Genomic DNA, 16,383 nt, shown 5'->3' with positions numbered 1-16,383 from the left:
CGTTCAAATACGCCAATCAGGTGAGGGCAGAATATGCGTCGTGTGGTAGTAACGGGCTTGGGGTTGGTGACACCTCTGGCAGATGGTGTCGAAAAATCGTGGGAACGTATTCTCGCGGGGCAATCAGGGGCAGGGCGCATTACCGGCTTTGATCCAAGCGCGCTGACCACTCAATATGCCTGCGAGGTGCCGCTTGGTGATGGCACCGACGGCACGTTCAACGCCGATAAATATATGGAACCCAAAGAACAGCGTAAGGTTGACACCTTTATCCTGTTTGGCATGGCCGCAGCGCAGCAGGCGATCGAGGATGCTGGCTGGATGCCGCAGGACCGCGAAGATCAGGAACGCACCGGTGTCATGATGGGGTCGGGCATCGGCGGGCTGAATTCAATCGCAAATACCGCCGTGATGATGGCTGAAAAAGGCCCGCGCCGTGTGTCGCCGTTCTTTGTGCCAGGCGCGCTGATCAACCTGATCTCCGGTCAGGTGTCTATCAAATACGGTTTCCGTGGTCCCAACCACGCCGTTGTGACCGCCTGTTCAACCGGTGCCCATGCAATTGGTGATGCATCGCGGCTGATCCAGCATGGCGATGCGGATGTTATGATCGCAGGCGGCGCCGAGGCAGCAATCTGCGAAATCGGGATCGCGGGGTTTAATGCCTGTAAGGCACTGAGTACAAAGCATAATGATGACCCGCAAAAGGCCAGCCGCCCGTGGGACGCTGACCGCGATGGTTTTGTGATGGGCGAGGGTGCGGGCATGGTTGTGCTCGAAGAATACGAACACGCCAAGGCACGCGGCGCGCGTATTTACGCCGAAGTGCTGGGCTACGGTCTTAGCGGTGACGCGCATCACATCACGGCGCCGCCACCTGATCACGAAGGCGCCGAACGCGCCATGCGCGCGGCCTGCCGCAATGCGGGCATTGACCCGACGCAGATTGATTACGTCAACGCGCACGGCACTTCGACCATGGCCGACACAATCGAATTGGGTGCAGTGGAACGGCTTGTCGGGCCAGAGGCCGCAGCCAAACTGACCATGTCGTCGACAAAATCCGCAACAGGGCATCTTTTGGGGGCCGCAGGCGCGATCGAGGCGATTTTCTCGATCCTTGCGATCCGCGATCAGGTGGCCCCGCCGACAATCAATCTGGACAATCCGGCTGTGGAAACCACGGTTGATCTATGTGCCAACGCGAAACGCGAACGCAAGATCGACATCGCCTTGTCGAATTCATTCGGCTTTGGCGGTACAAATGCCAGCGTCGTGTTCGGAAAGGTCAGCTGATGTGGCGCCATACCGCGTCCAATTTTCTGAACCTGATGATTGTCGCGCTGTTCTTGCTGGTTGGCGCAATCGGATGGGGCATTAGCCAATATTCCGCACCCGGCCCGTTGGCGCAGGCGATTTGTTTTCAGGTCGATCCGGGGTCAAATATGTCGCGCGTGGCTGGAAATCTGGCCGAACGCGAAGCAATTTCATCCGAGTTCATCTTTGAGACCGGTGCAGATTATGCCAATAAATCCGGCCTGCTTAAGGCTGGCAGCTTTTTGGTGCCTGAAGCGGCCTCAATGGAAGAAATTGTCAGCATCGTCACCCGTGGCGGTCAAAATACCTGCGGCACCGAAGTCGTCTACCGTGTGGGGATCAACCGGTTGCAGGTGCAGGTGCGCGAACTGGACCCCGCGACAAATCGTTTTGTCGAACTGGTCAGCTACGAGCCGGAGATCGAAGAAACGCCCGAGGCCTACACCCAAGTACGTGCATCGTCGGATACGCGCTACCGTGTTTCTTTGGCCGAAGGGGTAACAAGCTGGCAGATCGTAAATGCGCTTGGCGCGATTGATTTGCTGGTTGCCGACGTCAGCGAAGCCCCGCCCGAAGGCACGCTTGCGCCCGACAGCTATGACATTGCGGCGGATATGCGCGTTTCTACATTGGTGACGCAGATGTCCGAACGTCAGGCCGCAATCCTTGCCACTGCTTGGGCTGAACGCGCTGACGGCCTGCCGCTTGCATCCCCTGAAGAGGCGTTGATCCTTGCCAGTATTGTCGAGAAAGAAACAGGTATTGCCGAAGAACGCCGTCAGGTGGCCAGCGTCTTTATCAACCGTTTGAACCAAGGCATGAAGCTGCAAACGGACCCGACCGTGATTTACGGCATCACCCAAGGCGAAGGCGTCTTGGGCCGTGGGTTGCGCCAAAGTGAGCTGCGTGGTGAAACCCCGTGGAACACCTATGTGATAGACGGGCTGCCGCCGACACCGATTGCGAACCCGGGCCGTGCGAGCATCGAAGCTGCCCTAAATCCTGACACGACGCCGTTCATTTTCTTTGTGGCGGATGGCACGGGCGGGCATGCGTTTGCCACCACATTGGACGAACATAACCGCAATGTCGCCCGTTGGCGTGCGCTGGAAGCAGAGCAAAGCACGGACAATTAAGGCTTTGTAAAGGTTAACTATTTGTCAGCCGGGGGCGCTTAGATGGGCCCCCGGCTGATTGACTTTTGGGCGCTGATATGCCTATTGTGGTCCTGCTAGAAGGTGCTTGGCACCTCTCGGGGACACGGAAGCCTAATACAGGCAAAATCCACATGAATAATTTAGACGATCAAGGGCCTGCCGCCTTTGATGATGCTGCGGCCCGTGTGGCCGAGACTGCGGAGCTGTATCTTTCGATCCGTAATCTGTTGCGGCAAATGATTGCGGAAATTGAAACCGCCACTGCCATCCCCCCCAAAGCCATCCTGAGCAAGCTCAGTGATTTACAGGCAGCACATCTTAAGGTGCTTGCCGCAGAGGAGGCGTTTTATGCCCTGCAACAAGCCAACGAACCCGACACAACCATCGACTATGACGCCCTGCGCGATGACATCGGGGGCCAGCTTGATCGCATCCGCGCCGCGCTTGACGCAGATTGAATTTATCAACGGGCTGACAGAGGCGCAGGTGGCGGCGCTGCCCTATATGTTTGCATTCTGGGCCTTGCCGCACCAGTTGCCGCCTGTTGGCGATTGGCGCACATGGGTGATCTTGGGCGGGCGCGGGGCGGGCAAAACGCGCGCTGGTGCCGAATGGGTGCGCACGATGGTCGAAGGGCCGCGCCCCACAGTGCCGGGCCGCGCGCGCCGCTTGGCAATTGTGGCCGAAACCATGGATCAGGCCCGCGAGGTCATGGTGTTTGGTGAAAGCGGGATCATGGCGGTTTGTCCGCCGGATCGCCGCCCCGACTGGATCGCAACACGGCGATTGCTGGTCTGGCCCAATGGCGCGCAGGCCCAGCTGTTTTCGGCGCACGAGCCTGAATCCCTGCGCGGCCCGCAGTTTGATGCGCTTTGGGCGGATGAGCTGGCAAAATGGCGCAAGGCGGGGGACACGTGGGATATGTTGCAGTTCGGCTTGCGACTTGGCGATCATCCACAGGCCTGTGTGACCACCACGCCGCGCCGTACGGCTGCGTTGCGCGAATTGCTTGCTTTGGATTCCACGGTGCAAACCCATGCGCCGACCCAAGCCAACCGTGCCAATCTTGCGCAAAGCTTTCTCACTGAAATCGAAGCGCGTTATGCGGGCACGTCGCTGGGCCGCCAAGAAATTGACGGTGCGCTGCTGGATGATGTCGAAGGCGCGCTTTGGGGGACGGATCAGCTGGCAAATTTGCAAACCGATCATCATCCGGTTTGCACTCGCGTTGTCGTGGCGATTGATCCACCGGGCACATCGCACAAAGGGTCAGATGAGTGCGGTATCGTTGTGGCAGGTGTCGTCATGGAAGGTCCACCGCAGGATTGGCGTGCTTATGTTCTGGCGGATGTGTCGATGTCTGCGGCCCGACCAACCGACTGGGCGCGTGCCGCGATTGATGCGATGGACCGTTTTGGGGCGGATCGTCTTGTGGCTGAGGTCAATCAAGGTGGCGATATGGTCGAAGCCGTCATCCGGCAGGTCGACCCGCTGGTGTCTTACCGGTCGGTGCATGCGTCCAAGGGCAAAGTCGCGCGGGCGGAACCGATTGCCGCCCTTTATGAGCAGGGCCGCGTGCAACACCTGCGCGGGCTGGCGCAGCTTGAGGACCAGATGTGCCAGATGACGACGCAGGGATTCGCAGGGCGCGGGTCGCCTGACCGTGTCGATGCGCTGGTTTGGGCGCTTTATGATTTGATGGTGGAGCCCGCCCAGAAATGGCGAAACCCCAGCATTCGTGGGCTTTGACGGCGTTGCGTAGGGGTGCGTACGCGCCCCTACCAATTTCACAATCAATTCAGCGCAAATTGTTTTCAACGATTGCACCAAGGAGATCTGGATGTTCGAATTCTTTAACCGCACCACGTCAGACGACACGGTTCCCGAAGCGAAAGCATCGGCAACGGGCCGTGTGATGGCGATGTCAGGTGCGGGCCGCGTCGCCTGGAGCCCGCGTGACGCCGCTTCACTGACCCGCACAGGGTTTACCAACAACCCCATCGGGTTTCGCGCGGTCAAAATGATCGCCGAAGCCGCTGCTGCCATCCCGCTGGTCTTGCAAGACTCGACGCGCCGCTATGACACGCATCCGGTGCTGGCGCTGCTTAACCGCCCGAACGGGGCGCAGGGCCGCGCGGAATTGATCGAGGCCGCTGTCGGCCAGCTTTTGTTGACGGGCAATGGTTATCTTGAGGCCGTGGGCGAGGAAGGTCTGCCGCTTGAATTGCATGTGTTGCGGTCCGACCGGATGTCGATTGTGCCGGGCGCTGATGGCTGGCCTGTTGGCTATGAATATGCGGTGAACGGGCGCAAGCACCGTTTTGCCATGGTCGACGGGCAGGGCCCAATTTGCCACCTCAAAAGCTTTCACCCGCAGGATGATCATTACGGTCTGTCGGCGCTTCAGGCCGCCGCCAATGCGGTGGATGTGCATAATGCCGCGTCGCGTTGGTCTAAGGCCCTGCTGGATAACGCGGCCCGCCCATCAGGTGCGATTGTGTACCGCGGCGCGGACGGGCAGGCGTCGCTTTCGGCGGATCAATATGACCGGCTGCTGGTGGAAATGGAAACCCAGCACCAAGGGGCGCGCAATGCGGGCCGGCCGATGTTGCTTGAAGGCGGGTTGGATTGGAAACCGATGGGGTTTTCGCCTTCGGATATGGAATTCCAGAAAACCAAGGAACTCGCGGCGCGCGAAATCGCGATTGCTTTCGGGTTGCCGCCGATGCTTTTGGGTATTCCGGGCGATGCGACCTATGCCAATTACCAGGAATCGAACCGCGCGTTTTACCGGCTGACCGTGCTGCCGCTGGTGACGCGGGTCACAAGCACGATTGCGGACTGGCTGTCAGACTTTACCGGCGAACGGTTTGAATTGCGGCCTGATCTGGACCAGATCCCCGCCCTTTCGGCTGAGCGCGATGCGCAGTGGCGCCGTGTTGGCGAGGCCGCGTTTTTGACGGATGCCGAGAAGCGCGCATTGTTGGGCTTGCCAACGCTTGAGGTTGGCGATGGATCATAAAGTTGTCGACCTGCAAGGCCAGCCGCACCGCCCGCCCGTTTCTGATTTCTGGTTTGCACAGGTTGATCTCCGGCTGGGCCGGATCGAGACCATGATCACCCGTCTTGAATGGCAGATCTGGCTGATCGTCTGCGGTTGTTTCGGGCTGCTGGTTTTCGAAATTGTAAAAGCACTCAGCGGGAGAACGCTATGAGTTTGGAACATAAGTTTTGCGCATTGGGCGCGGATGTGACCGTAACGGACGGATCTGTGATCAGCGGCTACGCGTCACTGTTCGGGCAGGCGGATCAGGGCGGCGATACGGTTCAGCCGGGCGCATATGCTGCGTCATTGGCGCAGGGTCGCCAGATCAAGATGCTTTGGCAGCATGATCCGGCCCAACCCATCGGGGTCTGGGATGAAGTCCGCGAAGACGCCAAAGGCCTTTGGGTCAAGGGGCGGCTGCTGACCGATGTGGCCAAAGGGCGCGAAGCCGCGTCCTTGGTGGCGGCGGGTGCGATTGACGGTCTGTCGATCGGCTACCGGACCGTCAAAGCCCAAAAGAACGACAAAGGCGGACGGCTTTTGTCTCAGCTGGAGCTGTGGGAGGTGTCGCTGGTGACATTTCCGATGCTGCAAGAGGCGCGTGTTGCGGCCAAGGGCGACGACCCCGCTGCTGCTACCATGCGCGGTTTGGCTAAGGCATTTGACGATGCCCGCCGTTTGATGGCGCGGGATTAACCCGCCCAGATCACGATCAAAGGACAGATTGATGAGCAAGACTGAGAGCAAGTCTCGGGTCGGGGAAGATATGTCTCCGGCACAGGAGCTGAATGCGGCAATTGCCGGATTCGTAAGCGAATTCAAAGACTTTTCCCACGGCATTAATGCCAAACTTCAAAAACAGGATGACCGGATGAACAAGCTGGATCGAAAAACAATGATGACATCACGTGCCGCTTTGGCCAATTGCGCGCAAACAGAAGCGCCGCATCAAAAAGCCTTTGCAGCTTACCTGCGTTCGGGCGATGATGATGCGCTGCGCGGGCTGGAACTTGACGGTAAATCAATGACCACATCTGTGGCGGCGGACGGCGGCTATCTTGTCGATCCGCAAACCGCGGATACGATCAAGGGCACGCTGTCGTCCACCGCATCTATCCGCGCAATTGCCAATGTGGTCAGCGTCGATGCGACATCTTATGACGTGCTGGTCGATCACACGGAAATGGGGGCAGGCTGGGCGACTGAGACGGCCGCAACCGTGGAAACCGCGACGCCCCAGATCGACCGGATCACAATTGCGCTGCATGAATTGTCAGCCCTGCCCAAAGCGTCCCAGCGTTTGCTGGATGACAGCGCCTTTGACATCGAAGGTTGGCTGGCTGGCCGTATCGCCGATAAATTCGCCCGTTCCGAGGCCGGTGCATTTATCAACGGTGACGGGATCGACAAGCCAAAGGGCATCATGAGCTACCCAGCGGTGGATAATGATATCTGGGTCTGGGGCAATCTTGGTTATGTGCCGACAGGCACGGCGGGCGGCATTGATGGTGGCGATGCGGTTGTTGATCTGGTCTATGCACTGGGTGCCGAATACCGCGCTAACGGCACATTTGTGATGAATTCCAAAACCGCAGGCACCATCCGCAAGCTCAAAGACAATGACGGGCGTTTCTTGTGGTCTGACGGTCTGGCGGCGGGCGAACCTGCACGTCTGATGGGCTATCCGGTGCTGATCGCCGAAGACATGCCCGATATCGCCGCTGACGCAATGGCGATCGCCTTCGGTGATTTTGGCGCGGGCTACACCGTGGCCGAACGCCCTGATCTGCGGGTGCTGCGCGATCCGTTTTCGGCCAAGCCGCACGTGCTGTTTTACGCAACCAAACGCGTGGGCGGTGCCGTGAGCGACTTTGGCGCGATCAAATTGTTGAAGTTCGCGACCAGCTAATCCTGGCGTGAAACCCCAAGGGCGCAATCGCCCTTGGTCCCCGGACGCATTGGGCAGTCTCGCATTGTCTAGCTACTTGCTTCCGTCCGAGTGATGCGAGGGGGTCGCGTCCGGGGAATTTGATCAAAACGGTCGCAAGATCGGATATTTTCGGAGTAATTCCATGATGTTAGTCGAAGAGACCACCGTGCCGCAATCGGCGCTGCCGGTCGCACAATTCAAAGACCATATGCGCCTTGGTTCGGGGTTCTCGGATGATGGGCTGCAGAATGGGGTGCTGGAAAGCTATCTGCGGGCCGCAATGGCTGCGATCGAGGCGCGCACCGGCAAGATCCTGATCGCGCGCGATTTCAGTTGGACCCTGACCGATTGGCGTGATGCGCGGCGCCAGCCGCTGCCAGTGGCGCCCGTCAGCGCGATTTCCGAAGTCACATTGATCGCGATGAATGGCGATGAAACCGTCGTGACCGATGGCTGGTATCTGGAACCCGACATGCAACGCCCCAGCCTCAAGGCCAGCGGCGCAAGCCTGCCCACAGTGCCGACAAATGGCCGTGTGCAGATCGGTTTGCTGGCGGGGTTCGGGCCGGAATGGTCGGACCTGCCTGCCGATCTAGCGCAGGCCGTCTTGATGCTGGCCGCGCATTATTACGAATACCGCCATGATGTGGCCCGTGGCACGCCTGCGATGCCTTTTGGCGTGAGCGCGCTCATTGAACAGTACCGCACGGTGCGCCTGTTCATGGGTGGCCCGCTATGAAGATGCCGCATCTCAACCGCGCGCTTGTTCTCGAGGCTCCGACGCAGGTCAGTGATGGCGCGGGCGGATATATCCGTCAGTGGGAACCGCTGGGCGTTCACTGGGCTGCAATCAAACCCGGATCTGGGCGCGAGACGGCAGCTTTTGCCGCGACTGTGTCGCGGGTGCCTTACCGCATTACCGTGCGCGCGGCACCGCATGGCGCGGCTTCGCGGCCTGTCGCGGGGCAGCGGTTTCGCGAAGGGAACCGGTTTTTCGAAATCACCGCCGTGGCCGAGCATGACGCCGACCAGCGTTATCTGACCTGCCACGCAACCGAGGAGACCGCATCATGAGCTATGGCGTTGCTTCGGCACTTCAAACGGCTGTTTACGCGCATCTGGCCGCCGATCCGGACCTGACTGCGCTTGTGGGGGCGGCGATCTATGACGCGCTACCGAGCGGCACATTGCCCGCGCTGTATGTGGTTTTGGGCGCGGAGGACGTGCGCGATGCGTCCGATAAAACCGGCGGCGGTGCGGTGCATGAATTCACGGTCACGGTCGTGACGGAAAGTGCCGGATTTTCGACCGCAAAAACCGCGGCAGCGGCGGTATCGGACGCATTGGTTGATGCCAATCTGACGCTGACGCGCGGCGCGCTGGTGTCACTGAATTTCTACAAGGCAAAGGCCGCGCGTGTCGGCACGGGCGATGTCCGCCAAATCAACCTGATCTTTCGCGCACGTGTCGCGGATGACGCTTAATTTCATACAACGGAGAACGGGCTATGGTAGCGCAAAACGGAAAAGACCTTTTGGTCAAGATCGACATGACGGGCGGAGGCCTGTTTGAAACGGCGGCGGGGCTGCGCGCCACGCGGATCAGCTTTAACGCCGACACGGTTGATGTGACCAGTCTGGAAAGCACAGGCGGCTGGCGCGAAATTCTGGGCGGTGCGGGCGTGAAATCCGCATCGATTTCAGGATCAGGCGTGTTCAAGGACGAAGCCACCGATGAACGCGCGCGCCAGATTTTCTTTGACGGTGAAACGCCCGATTTTCAGGTGATTATCCCCGATTTTGGCACCGTCGAAGGGCCGTTCCAGATCACGTCAATCGAATATGCAGGGTCGCACAATGGCGAGGCAACATATGAATTGTCGCTGGCCTCGGCGGGTGCGCTGACATTTACGGCGTTGATCTGATGGCAAACCCTTGGACGGGAGAGGCCGAAGTGCGCATCGATGGTGCGCCCCATGCCTGCAAGCTGACACTTGGCGCATTGGCCGAGCTGGAGGCGGGCCTTGGCGAAGGGTCATTGATTGATTTGATCCGCCGCTTTGAAAGCGGTGCATTTTCAAGCCGCGATGTGATGGCCGTGATCGTGGCGGGGCTGCGCGGGGGCGGCTGGCGCGGCACATCGGCTGATCTGATGTCGGCGGATATTGCTGGCGGTCCGGTGGGGGCTGCGCAACTGGCGGCAACCTTGCTCGCGCGGGCATTCGCGCCGCCGCCATGATCGGGCTTGATTGGCAGGGGTTGATGCGGGCGGGGCTGCATGGGCTGCGCCTGACACCTGCCCAGTTCTGGGCGCTTACCCCGTTCGAGCTGCAAACCATGTTGGGCCAGACGCAAGCCGTCGCGCCGATGGGGCGCAACCGTCTGGCCGAACTCGAACAGGCATATCCTGACGCGAGTTTTGGAGAGAATGATGGACGACGCAGATAAGATCGACCAGCTGGACAGTAATGTCAGCGCGCTGGAACAAACCATCGGCGATGCGGCGCAAGTGACCGCCGCCTTTGATAGCCAGTTGCGCGGGGTGCAGGGGTCGCTATCGGACACCACCCGCGATCTGGGCAATCTTGAACGCGGGTTTTCGGGCGGGCTGCGCCGTGCATTTGACGGGCTGGTGCTGGATGGCGCGAAACTGTCGGATGTTTTGGGCGGGCTGGCGCAATCTATGGTCAACACGGCCTATTCGGCGGCCGTCAATCCGGTGATGAACCATCTGGGCGGCATGTTGTCAGACGGGATCAACGCGGCTGTGTCGTCGATGATGCCCTATGCCGATGGCGCGCCATTTTCCCAAGGCCGCGTCATGCCCTTTGCCAAAGGCGGGGTTGTTAGCAGCCCTGTCGCATTCCCGATGCGCGGCGGCACGGGTCTGATGGGCGAAGCCGGCCCCGAAGCCATCATGCCGCTGTCACGTGGCGCGGATGGGCGGTTGGGGGTGCGCACCCAAGGCGGCGGCGCTGTCACCGTCAATATGAACATTTCAACACCTGATGCGCAAAGCTTCCAGCGCTCAAGCGGGCAGGTTGCATCACAGATGGCGCGCGCCTTGGGCCGCAGCCAGCGGAACCGGTAAGGGGGCCAAAATGGCATTTCACGAGATACGTTTTCCTGCGTCACTAAGCCTTGGGTCTGTGGGCGGGCCGGAACGGCGCACCGATATTGTCACGCTCGCCAACGGGTTTGAAGAACGTAATACGCCATGGGCACACGCGCGCCGCCGCTATGACGCGGGCATGGGGCTGCGGTCATTGGATGATATCGCCACGCTGATTGCGTTTTTTGAGGCCCGTCAGGGTCAGCTGATCGGCTTTCGCTGGAAAGACTGGAGCGATTTCAAATCCTGCGCGCCGTCGGCGGAAACCGATGCAGAGGACCAGCTGATCGGCACAGGCGATGAGATCGCAGATGTGTTTCAACTGACCAAGACCTACCGGTCCGGCGATACCAGCTATTTGCGGCCCGTTGCCAAACCTGTGGTGGGGTCGGTCCGTGTGGCCATTGGCGGCGTGGTTCAAACCGACGGGGTGGATTACACGATTGATCATACCACAGGGCTTTTGACCTTTGGCCATCCGCCGGATCTGGGAGCGGATATTACGGCTGGTTTTGATTTTGACGTGCCCGTGCGCTTTGACACCGATGCGATCAAAACATCTGTTTCCCATTTTCAGGCGGGCGAAATCCCCGATGTGCCAGTGGTCGAGGTGCGGGTATGACCACGCCATTGCAAAACCATCTGGCAACCGGCGCCACACATTTATGCACCTGCTGGGCGGTCACGCGCAGCAACGGCGTGACGCTGGGCTTTACCGATCATGATCTGCCGCTTTCCTTTGATGGCATTGATTTCACACCGGAATCGGGGCTAAGCGCCCGCGCGCTGGCCAGCTCCACAGGGCTTTCGGTTGATAATACCGAGGCTATTGGCGTGCTGTCAGCCGATGCGATTACGGAATCGGATATCAACGCGGGCCGCTATGACGGGGCCGTCGTGCAGACTTGGCTGGTGCAATGGGATGACCCTAGCGCGCGCAAGCTGCGGTTTTATGGCACCATCGGCGAAATCACCCGCGCGCGCGGCGGGTTTCAGGCCGAATTGCGCGGGCTGACCGAGGCGTTAAACCAGCCGCAAGGGCGGTCCTATTTCAAGACCTGTAGCGCGGTCCTGGGCGATGCGCGTTGTGGTGTTGATCTGTCGGACCCTGCGTGCATGGCCGAAGCTGTGGCGGGTGACACTGACGGGCAGGTCTTTGCATTGGCGGATATGGCGCCGTTCAATGACCGCTGGTTTGAACAAGGGCAGTTGGAAGTGCTAACAGGGGCCGCACAGGGATTGCGCGGCGTGATCAAATCGGATGCGCTGGCAGGTGGCAGTCGCCAGATTACCCTTTGGGACCAGATCAAAGCGCCGATTGTGGCAGGCGATCAGATCCGCCTGATCGCTGGGTGCAACAAACGTGCCGATACCTGCCGCGAGAAATTCAGCAACTTCATCAACTTTCAGGGCTTTCCCGATATTCCGGGGAATGACTGGCTGGTCAGCGTGCCGCGCAGTGACGGGGCCAATGCGGGCGGAAGCCTGTTCCGATGAGCCCGCCAATTGTCACCGCCGCGCGCGCATGGATCGGCACGCCCTATCTGCATCAGGCGTCCGTGAAGGGTGTTGGTTGCGATTGTCTGGGGCTTTTGCGCGGGGTCTGGCGCGAGCTGTACGGCGCAGAGCCCGCACAGGTGCCCGCCTATACCGCCGATTGGTCCGAACCCCAAGGGGATGAGGCGCTTTATAGGGGCGCGCGCACCCATATGCACGAGGTCACAGGCGATCCGCTGGCCGCGGGGCAGGTGATCTTGTTTCGGATGCGCACAGGGGCTGTGGCCAAACATATCGGCATTATCAGCCGTGCAGGCGTGCAGCCTGCTTTCATCCATTCATATGCGGGGCACGGCGTGGTTGAAAGCCCGCTGTCGCACCCGTGGCGGCGCAGGATTGCCGCGCAATTCGAGATTTCAAAAGGATAACAGGTCATGGCGACAATCGTTCTTTCCGCAGCGGGTATGGCGCTGGGCGGGTCAATCGGCGGCTCTGTCTTGGGGCTATCTATGGCAACGATCGGCCGCGCGGCGGGGGCGGCGCTGGGGCGCCAGATTGACCAGCGGATCATGGGTGCGGGGTCTGATCCTGTGGAAACGGGGCGGGTAGACCGCTTGCGCCTGACCGGCGCGAACGAGGGCGCGGACCTTGCGCAGCTATACGGGCGGATGCGCGTGCCAGGACAGCTTATCTGGGCGTCCGAGTTCAAAGAAAGTAGCAAGACATCGGGCAGCGGCAAAGGTGCGCCGCCCACGCCAAAGGTGACCGAATTTTCCTATAGCGTCAGCGTGGCCATCGCGCTTTGTGAAGGTGAAATCAGCCGCATCGGGCGCATTTGGGCGGATGGCACCGAAGTGGCCCAAGATGATCTGAACATGCGCGTTTATACTGGCGCGCTTGACCAGCAACCCGACCCGAAAATTGCCGCGGTTGAAGGCATTGAAAACACCCCCGCATACCGTGGTACGGCCTATGTCGTGCTTGAAGATGTGCCACTGGGCCAATTCGGCAACCGTATCCCGCAGCTGACGTTCGAGGTCATGCGCCCCGGCGATGAAGCACTTGGCGATCTGATCTCTGGTGTCGCATTGATCCCCGGAACGGGCGAATATGCGCTGGCCACGTCACAGGTGCATATGTCGCCGTCCTACGGTGAACAGGTGGCGGTCAACACCAACACGCCAATGGGGCAAAGCGATTTCAGTACGTCCATGGATGCGCTGCAGGGCGAGGTGCCCGCCTGCGGATCTGTGATGATGGTGGTGTCGTGGTTCGGTGATGATCTGCGCTGCGGTGATTGCCAGATTATGCCCAAGGTCGAACAAAATGACGTGGACGCAGATTTGATGCCATGGCGCGTGTCGGGCGTAACCCGTTCGGGCGCGCAGGTGATCCCGCAACTGGACGGCGCGCCCGTCTATGGCGGCACGCCGACGGATGCATCTGTGGTGGAAGCCTTGCGCGATATGACTGCGCGGGGTCTGTCGCCTGTGTTCTATCCGTTCATTCTGATGGAGCAACTGGCGGATAATACGCTCCCCGATCCGTGGACGGGGAACACGGGCCAGCCCGCCCTGCCATGGCGCGGGCGGATTACCACGGCGCTCGCCCCCTATATGGATGGCACCACCGACGGGACCGCAGGGGCAGCGGCAGAGGTTGCCGCGTTTATGGGCAATGCGCAGGCGTCCGATTTCACCGTGAGCGGCACGCAAGTATCCTATGTGGGCCCCACCGATTGGGGCTACCGCCGCTTTATCCTGCATTACGCGCATCTTTGTGCGGCGGCAGGGGGCGTGTCTGCCTTTTGTATTGGCTCAGAAATGCGGGCGCTGACACAGATACGTGGGGCGGGGAACAGCTTTCCGGCGGTGGACGCGCTGATCCAACTGGCGGCAGATGTACGCGGTATTCTTGGGCCCACCTGCAAGATCAGCTATGCGGCGGATTGGTCGGAATATCACGGGTATCAGCCCACAGGCACTGCCGACAAACTGTTTCATCTTGACCCGCTTTGGGCTGATCCCAATATCGACTTTATCGGCGTGGATAACTATATGCCGCTGTCCGATTGGCGCGATGGCGATGATCATGCCGATGTAGATGCGGGTGCGATCTATAATCTCGACTATCTGCGCAGCAATGTCGCAGGTGGCGAAGGTTATGACTGGTACTATCCCAGCCCCGAAGCCCGCGCATCCCAGCGGCGCACCCCGATCACTGACGGGATGGGGGAACCATGGATCTGGCGATACAAGGATTTCAAAGGCTGGTGGGAGAACCCGCACCATAACCGCGTGGGCGGGGTGCGCGACACCAGCCCAACCGCGTGGATACCGCAAAGCAAACCGTTCTGGTTTACCGAATTTGGCTGTGCGGCCATCGACAAGGGCGCCAACCAGCCCAATAAATTCCTTGATCCCAAATCATCTGAATCGCAATTGCCGCATTTTTCCAACGGCAACCGCGATGATTTCATGCAGATGCAATATTTGCGCGCGGTCTACGGGCATTTCGGGGATGTCGCCAACAACCCCGTGTCAACCGCATACGGCGCCCCGATGGTTGACACGGCCCGCATGCATGTCTGGGCATGGGACGCACGACCCTATCCGTTCTTTCCGGGCAATCGCAGTCTTTGGTCGGACGGGGATAACTATGCACGCGGGCATTGGCTGAACGGGCGGGTCAGTAACCGCAGTCTTGCCTCTGTTGTTGCGGAAATCTGTACGCGCTCTGGGGTCACGCGCTTTGATGTGTCGCGGCTATACGGTGTCGTGCGCGGCTATGATGTGCGCGATATCGGATCGGGGCGCGCGGCGCTCCAGCCGTTGATGATGACCTACGGGTTTGACGCGATGGAACGCGACGGGATGCTGGTGTTTGAAAACCGCGTCGGGCGGGCGGATCATCAACTGGGTGCGGATGATCTGGCGATTGATCCTGAAAAGGATCAATCCATCGCGCTGACCCGCAGCCCAGCGGCCGAAACTGCTGCGCGTATCCAGCTTGTGCATTTCGACAATGATGCCGATTACGCCGCCATCGCGGCAGAGGCCGTGCATCCTGACACACAAACCTACGGTGTGAACCAGACCGAGGTGCCGCTGGCCCTGACCCGCGCCGAGGCCGGCAATGCTGTCACCCGCTGGCTGCAAGAGGCGCGGATCGCGCGCGATCAGGCCAGCTTTGCGCTGCCGCCATCACGGCTTGATGTTGGGGCGGGTGATGTGGTTGCGTTGCACACGGCTGATCACGCTGGCCGCTACCGCGTAGACCGGATCGAAGAATCCGGCTTGCGGCTGATCGAGGCGACGCGGATTGACGCGGAAACCTATCGCAGCGCGCCCGATGACGGCTCTGGTCCGGTTTTGCAGCCCTATTTCGGGCCGGTGCCGGTCACCGCGCTGTTCATGGATCTGCCGCTGCTGACAGGTGACGAACAACCAACCGCGCCTTACTTCGCTGCGGCTGGGCGGCCATGGCCAGGCAGCATCGCGCTATATGGTGCTCCGCAAGATAGCGATTATACGCTGCAATCCATCTCGGATAGCCCCGCAATAATCGGGATCAGCCAGTCGGCGCTGGGCGCGGGGCCTGTCGGGATATGGGACCGCCAAAGCGGGTTCGAGGTGACGCTGATCAACGGCGAACTTAGTTCCGCCAGTAAAGCAGCGCTTTTGTCAGGGGCGAACACAATTGCAATCGGGGACGGGACGCCCGACAAATGGGAAATCATCCAGTTTGAAACCGCCACGCCCACGGCCACGCGCAGCTACCGGTTAACCGGACTGCTGCGCGGGCAAGCAGGAAGCCGCGGGTTGATGCCCGCTATCTGGCCCGCCGCATCGCAAATTGTCGTGCTGGATGGGACGCCTGCACAGATCACGATCCCTTCGGCGCTGCGCGGTCTGCCGCGGCACCTGCGTTTTGGGCCGGCCAAACGACCCATCACAGACGCGAGCTTTCGCTATGCGGTGCACACATTCCAAGGCAACGGGCTACGGCCCTATCCGGTGGCGCATCTGCGCGCACAGGCGGGGGCGGGCGGCACCGATCTGTCATGGATACGGTGCAGCCGGATCGACGGCGATATCTGGGCAGACGGGGAAATCCCGCTGGGCGAGGATACAGAAAGCTATCAAATCAGGGTCATACAAGACGGGCTGGTGAAACGTAGCGCGGTGACAAATACGCCCGACTGGTCCTATGCGGATACCGCACGCGCCGCTGACGTCGGCGCATTGCCCTACCGGATCGAGGTTGCGCAGGTCTCGGCCCGTTATGGCGCGGGGCCGTATATGGGCGTGGATATGCAGGTGTAA

Annotated in this window: 19 protein-coding genes; all 19 read left to right on the top strand. The window is 60.3% G+C overall.

All coding sequences use genetic code 11. The annotated features are described in order from the left end of the window. Nucleotides 1–33 precede the first annotated feature (33 nt). Nucleotides 34–1,296 (top strand): beta-ketoacyl-ACP synthase II, encoded by a 1,263-nt coding sequence (gene fabF, locus BM320_RS08305; protein ID WP_090198831.1) that lies wholly within the window; start codon nucleotides 34–36, stop codon nucleotides 1,294–1,296. After that, nucleotides 1,296–2,453: an endolytic transglycosylase MltG gene (mltG, locus tag BM320_RS08300; RefSeq protein WP_090198828.1), complete on the top strand. Its 1,158-nt coding sequence runs from the start codon at nucleotides 1,296–1,298 to the stop codon at nucleotides 2,451–2,453. The genes fabF and mltG overlap by 1 nt, the downstream gene beginning before the upstream one ends. 152 nt (nucleotides 2,454–2,605) lie before the next feature. Further along, nucleotides 2,606–2,932, top strand: a complete 327-nt coding sequence (locus BM320_RS08295; RefSeq protein ID WP_090198825.1) for a hypothetical protein — start codon at nucleotides 2,606–2,608, stop codon at nucleotides 2,930–2,932. After that, nucleotides 2,880–4,223 carry a DNA-packaging protein gene (locus tag BM320_RS08290; protein WP_090198822.1) on the top strand — a complete coding sequence of 448 codons (1,344 nt, stop codon included), beginning with the start codon at nucleotides 2,880–2,882 and terminating at the stop codon, nucleotides 4,221–4,223. The genes BM320_RS08295 and BM320_RS08290 overlap by 53 nt, the downstream gene beginning before the upstream one ends. Nucleotides 4,224–4,314: 91 nt before the next feature. Then, on the top strand, nucleotides 4,315–5,496 hold the full coding sequence (locus BM320_RS08285) for a phage portal protein (protein ID WP_090198819.1): 1,182 nt from the start codon (nucleotides 4,315–4,317) through the stop codon (nucleotides 5,494–5,496). Continuing rightward, entirely contained in the window at nucleotides 5,486–5,689 is a 204-nt protein-coding gene (locus BM320_RS08280; RefSeq protein WP_090198816.1) for a hypothetical protein, read from the top strand. Before BM320_RS08285 ends, BM320_RS08280 begins: the two co-directional genes overlap by 11 nt. Next, the gene (locus BM320_RS08275) at nucleotides 5,686–6,216 is read left to right on the top strand and encodes an HK97 family phage prohead protease (protein ID WP_090198813.1); all 531 of its coding nucleotides are present in this window, start codon (nucleotides 5,686–5,688) and stop codon (nucleotides 6,214–6,216) included. Before BM320_RS08280 ends, BM320_RS08275 begins: the two co-directional genes overlap by 4 nt. A gap of 31 nt (nucleotides 6,217–6,247) precedes the next feature. Then, entirely contained in the window at nucleotides 6,248–7,429 is a 1,182-nt protein-coding gene (locus BM320_RS08270) for a phage major capsid protein (protein WP_090198811.1), read from the top strand. Between the two features lie 163 nt (nucleotides 7,430–7,592). Continuing rightward, a complete protein-coding gene (locus tag BM320_RS08265; RefSeq protein WP_090198808.1) occupies nucleotides 7,593–8,189 on the top strand; it encodes a head-tail connector protein in 597 nt (198 codons plus the stop codon). Beyond that, on the top strand, nucleotides 8,186–8,524 hold the full coding sequence (locus BM320_RS08260; protein ID WP_090198805.1) for a phage head closure protein: 339 nt from the start codon (nucleotides 8,186–8,188) through the stop codon (nucleotides 8,522–8,524). The genes BM320_RS08265 and BM320_RS08260 overlap by 4 nt, the downstream gene beginning before the upstream one ends. Then, entirely contained in the window at nucleotides 8,521–8,934 is a 414-nt protein-coding gene (locus tag BM320_RS08255; protein WP_090198802.1) for a DUF3168 domain-containing protein, read from the top strand. The genes BM320_RS08260 and BM320_RS08255 overlap by 4 nt, the downstream gene beginning before the upstream one ends. 23 nt (nucleotides 8,935–8,957) lie before the next feature. Further along, complete coding sequence (locus BM320_RS08250; RefSeq protein WP_090198799.1) at nucleotides 8,958–9,374, top strand: phage major tail protein, TP901-1 family; 417 nt, start codon at nucleotides 8,958–8,960, stop codon at nucleotides 9,372–9,374. Then, complete coding sequence (locus BM320_RS08245) at nucleotides 9,374–9,688, top strand: gene transfer agent family protein (protein WP_090198796.1); 315 nt, start codon at nucleotides 9,374–9,376, stop codon at nucleotides 9,686–9,688. The genes BM320_RS08250 and BM320_RS08245 overlap by 1 nt, the downstream gene beginning before the upstream one ends. Continuing rightward, the gene (locus tag BM320_RS08240) at nucleotides 9,685–9,897 is read left to right on the top strand and encodes a rcc01693 family protein (RefSeq protein ID WP_090198793.1); all 213 of its coding nucleotides are present in this window, start codon (nucleotides 9,685–9,687) and stop codon (nucleotides 9,895–9,897) included. The genes BM320_RS08245 and BM320_RS08240 overlap by 4 nt, the downstream gene beginning before the upstream one ends. Continuing rightward, a complete protein-coding gene (locus BM320_RS08235; RefSeq protein ID WP_090198791.1) occupies nucleotides 9,881–10,540 on the top strand; it encodes an RcGTA-type gene transfer agent tail tape measure protein in 660 nt (219 codons plus the stop codon). The genes BM320_RS08240 and BM320_RS08235 overlap by 17 nt, the downstream gene beginning before the upstream one ends. 10 nt (nucleotides 10,541–10,550) lie before the next feature. Then, nucleotides 10,551–11,183 (top strand): DUF2460 domain-containing protein, encoded by a 633-nt coding sequence (locus BM320_RS08230; protein WP_090198788.1) that lies wholly within the window; start codon nucleotides 10,551–10,553, stop codon nucleotides 11,181–11,183. Next, nucleotides 11,180–12,058: a phage/gene transfer agent baseplate hub protein gene (locus BM320_RS08225; RefSeq protein ID WP_090198785.1), complete on the top strand. Its 879-nt coding sequence runs from the start codon at nucleotides 11,180–11,182 to the stop codon at nucleotides 12,056–12,058. The genes BM320_RS08230 and BM320_RS08225 overlap by 4 nt, the downstream gene beginning before the upstream one ends. Continuing rightward, nucleotides 12,055–12,486: a C40 family peptidase gene (locus BM320_RS08220; protein ID WP_090198782.1), complete on the top strand. Its 432-nt coding sequence runs from the start codon at nucleotides 12,055–12,057 to the stop codon at nucleotides 12,484–12,486. The genes BM320_RS08225 and BM320_RS08220 overlap by 4 nt, the downstream gene beginning before the upstream one ends. Nucleotides 12,487–12,492: 6 nt before the next feature. Further along, nucleotides 12,493–16,383: a baseplate multidomain protein megatron gene (locus BM320_RS08215; RefSeq protein WP_090198779.1), complete on the top strand. Its 3,891-nt coding sequence runs from the start codon at nucleotides 12,493–12,495 to the stop codon at nucleotides 16,381–16,383.

It is taken from the genome of Yoonia tamlensis (assembly GCF_900115105.1).
In the GTDB taxonomy this organism is placed as follows: Bacteria; Pseudomonadota; Alphaproteobacteria; order Rhodobacterales; family Rhodobacteraceae; genus Yoonia; species Yoonia tamlensis.
The sequence above is the reverse complement of the archived record's forward strand: the minus strand, read 5'-3'. Positions and strand labels throughout refer to the sequence as shown.

Coding starts and splice junctions, on each gene's coding strand:
- fabF (WP_090198831.1), top strand. CDS start 34: ATGCGTCGTGTGGTAGTAACGGGCTTGGGGTTGGTGACACCTCTGGCA.
- mltG (WP_090198828.1), top strand. CDS start 1,296: ATGTGGCGCCATACCGCGTCCAATTTTCTGAACCTGATGATTGTCGCG.
- BM320_RS08295 (WP_090198825.1), top strand. CDS start 2,606: ATGAATAATTTAGACGATCAAGGGCCTGCCGCCTTTGATGATGCTGCG.
- BM320_RS08290 (WP_090198822.1), top strand. CDS start 2,880: ATGACATCGGGGGCCAGCTTGATCGCATCCGCGCCGCGCTTGACGCAG.
- BM320_RS08285 (WP_090198819.1), top strand. CDS start 4,315: ATGTTCGAATTCTTTAACCGCACCACGTCAGACGACACGGTTCCCGAA.
- BM320_RS08280 (WP_090198816.1), top strand. CDS start 5,486: ATGGATCATAAAGTTGTCGACCTGCAAGGCCAGCCGCACCGCCCGCCC.
- BM320_RS08275 (WP_090198813.1), top strand. CDS start 5,686: ATGAGTTTGGAACATAAGTTTTGCGCATTGGGCGCGGATGTGACCGTA.
- BM320_RS08270 (WP_090198811.1), top strand. CDS start 6,248: ATGAGCAAGACTGAGAGCAAGTCTCGGGTCGGGGAAGATATGTCTCCG.
- BM320_RS08265 (WP_090198808.1), top strand. CDS start 7,593: ATGATGTTAGTCGAAGAGACCACCGTGCCGCAATCGGCGCTGCCGGTC.
- BM320_RS08260 (WP_090198805.1), top strand. CDS start 8,186: ATGAAGATGCCGCATCTCAACCGCGCGCTTGTTCTCGAGGCTCCGACG.
- BM320_RS08255 (WP_090198802.1), top strand. CDS start 8,521: ATGAGCTATGGCGTTGCTTCGGCACTTCAAACGGCTGTTTACGCGCAT.
- BM320_RS08250 (WP_090198799.1), top strand. CDS start 8,958: ATGGTAGCGCAAAACGGAAAAGACCTTTTGGTCAAGATCGACATGACG.
- BM320_RS08245 (WP_090198796.1), top strand. CDS start 9,374: ATGGCAAACCCTTGGACGGGAGAGGCCGAAGTGCGCATCGATGGTGCG.
- BM320_RS08240 (WP_090198793.1), top strand. CDS start 9,685: ATGATCGGGCTTGATTGGCAGGGGTTGATGCGGGCGGGGCTGCATGGG.
- BM320_RS08235 (WP_090198791.1), top strand. CDS start 9,881: ATGGACGACGCAGATAAGATCGACCAGCTGGACAGTAATGTCAGCGCG.
- BM320_RS08230 (WP_090198788.1), top strand. CDS start 10,551: ATGGCATTTCACGAGATACGTTTTCCTGCGTCACTAAGCCTTGGGTCT.
- BM320_RS08225 (WP_090198785.1), top strand. CDS start 11,180: ATGACCACGCCATTGCAAAACCATCTGGCAACCGGCGCCACACATTTA.
- BM320_RS08220 (WP_090198782.1), top strand. CDS start 12,055: ATGAGCCCGCCAATTGTCACCGCCGCGCGCGCATGGATCGGCACGCCC.
- BM320_RS08215 (WP_090198779.1), top strand. CDS start 12,493: ATGGCGACAATCGTTCTTTCCGCAGCGGGTATGGCGCTGGGCGGGTCA.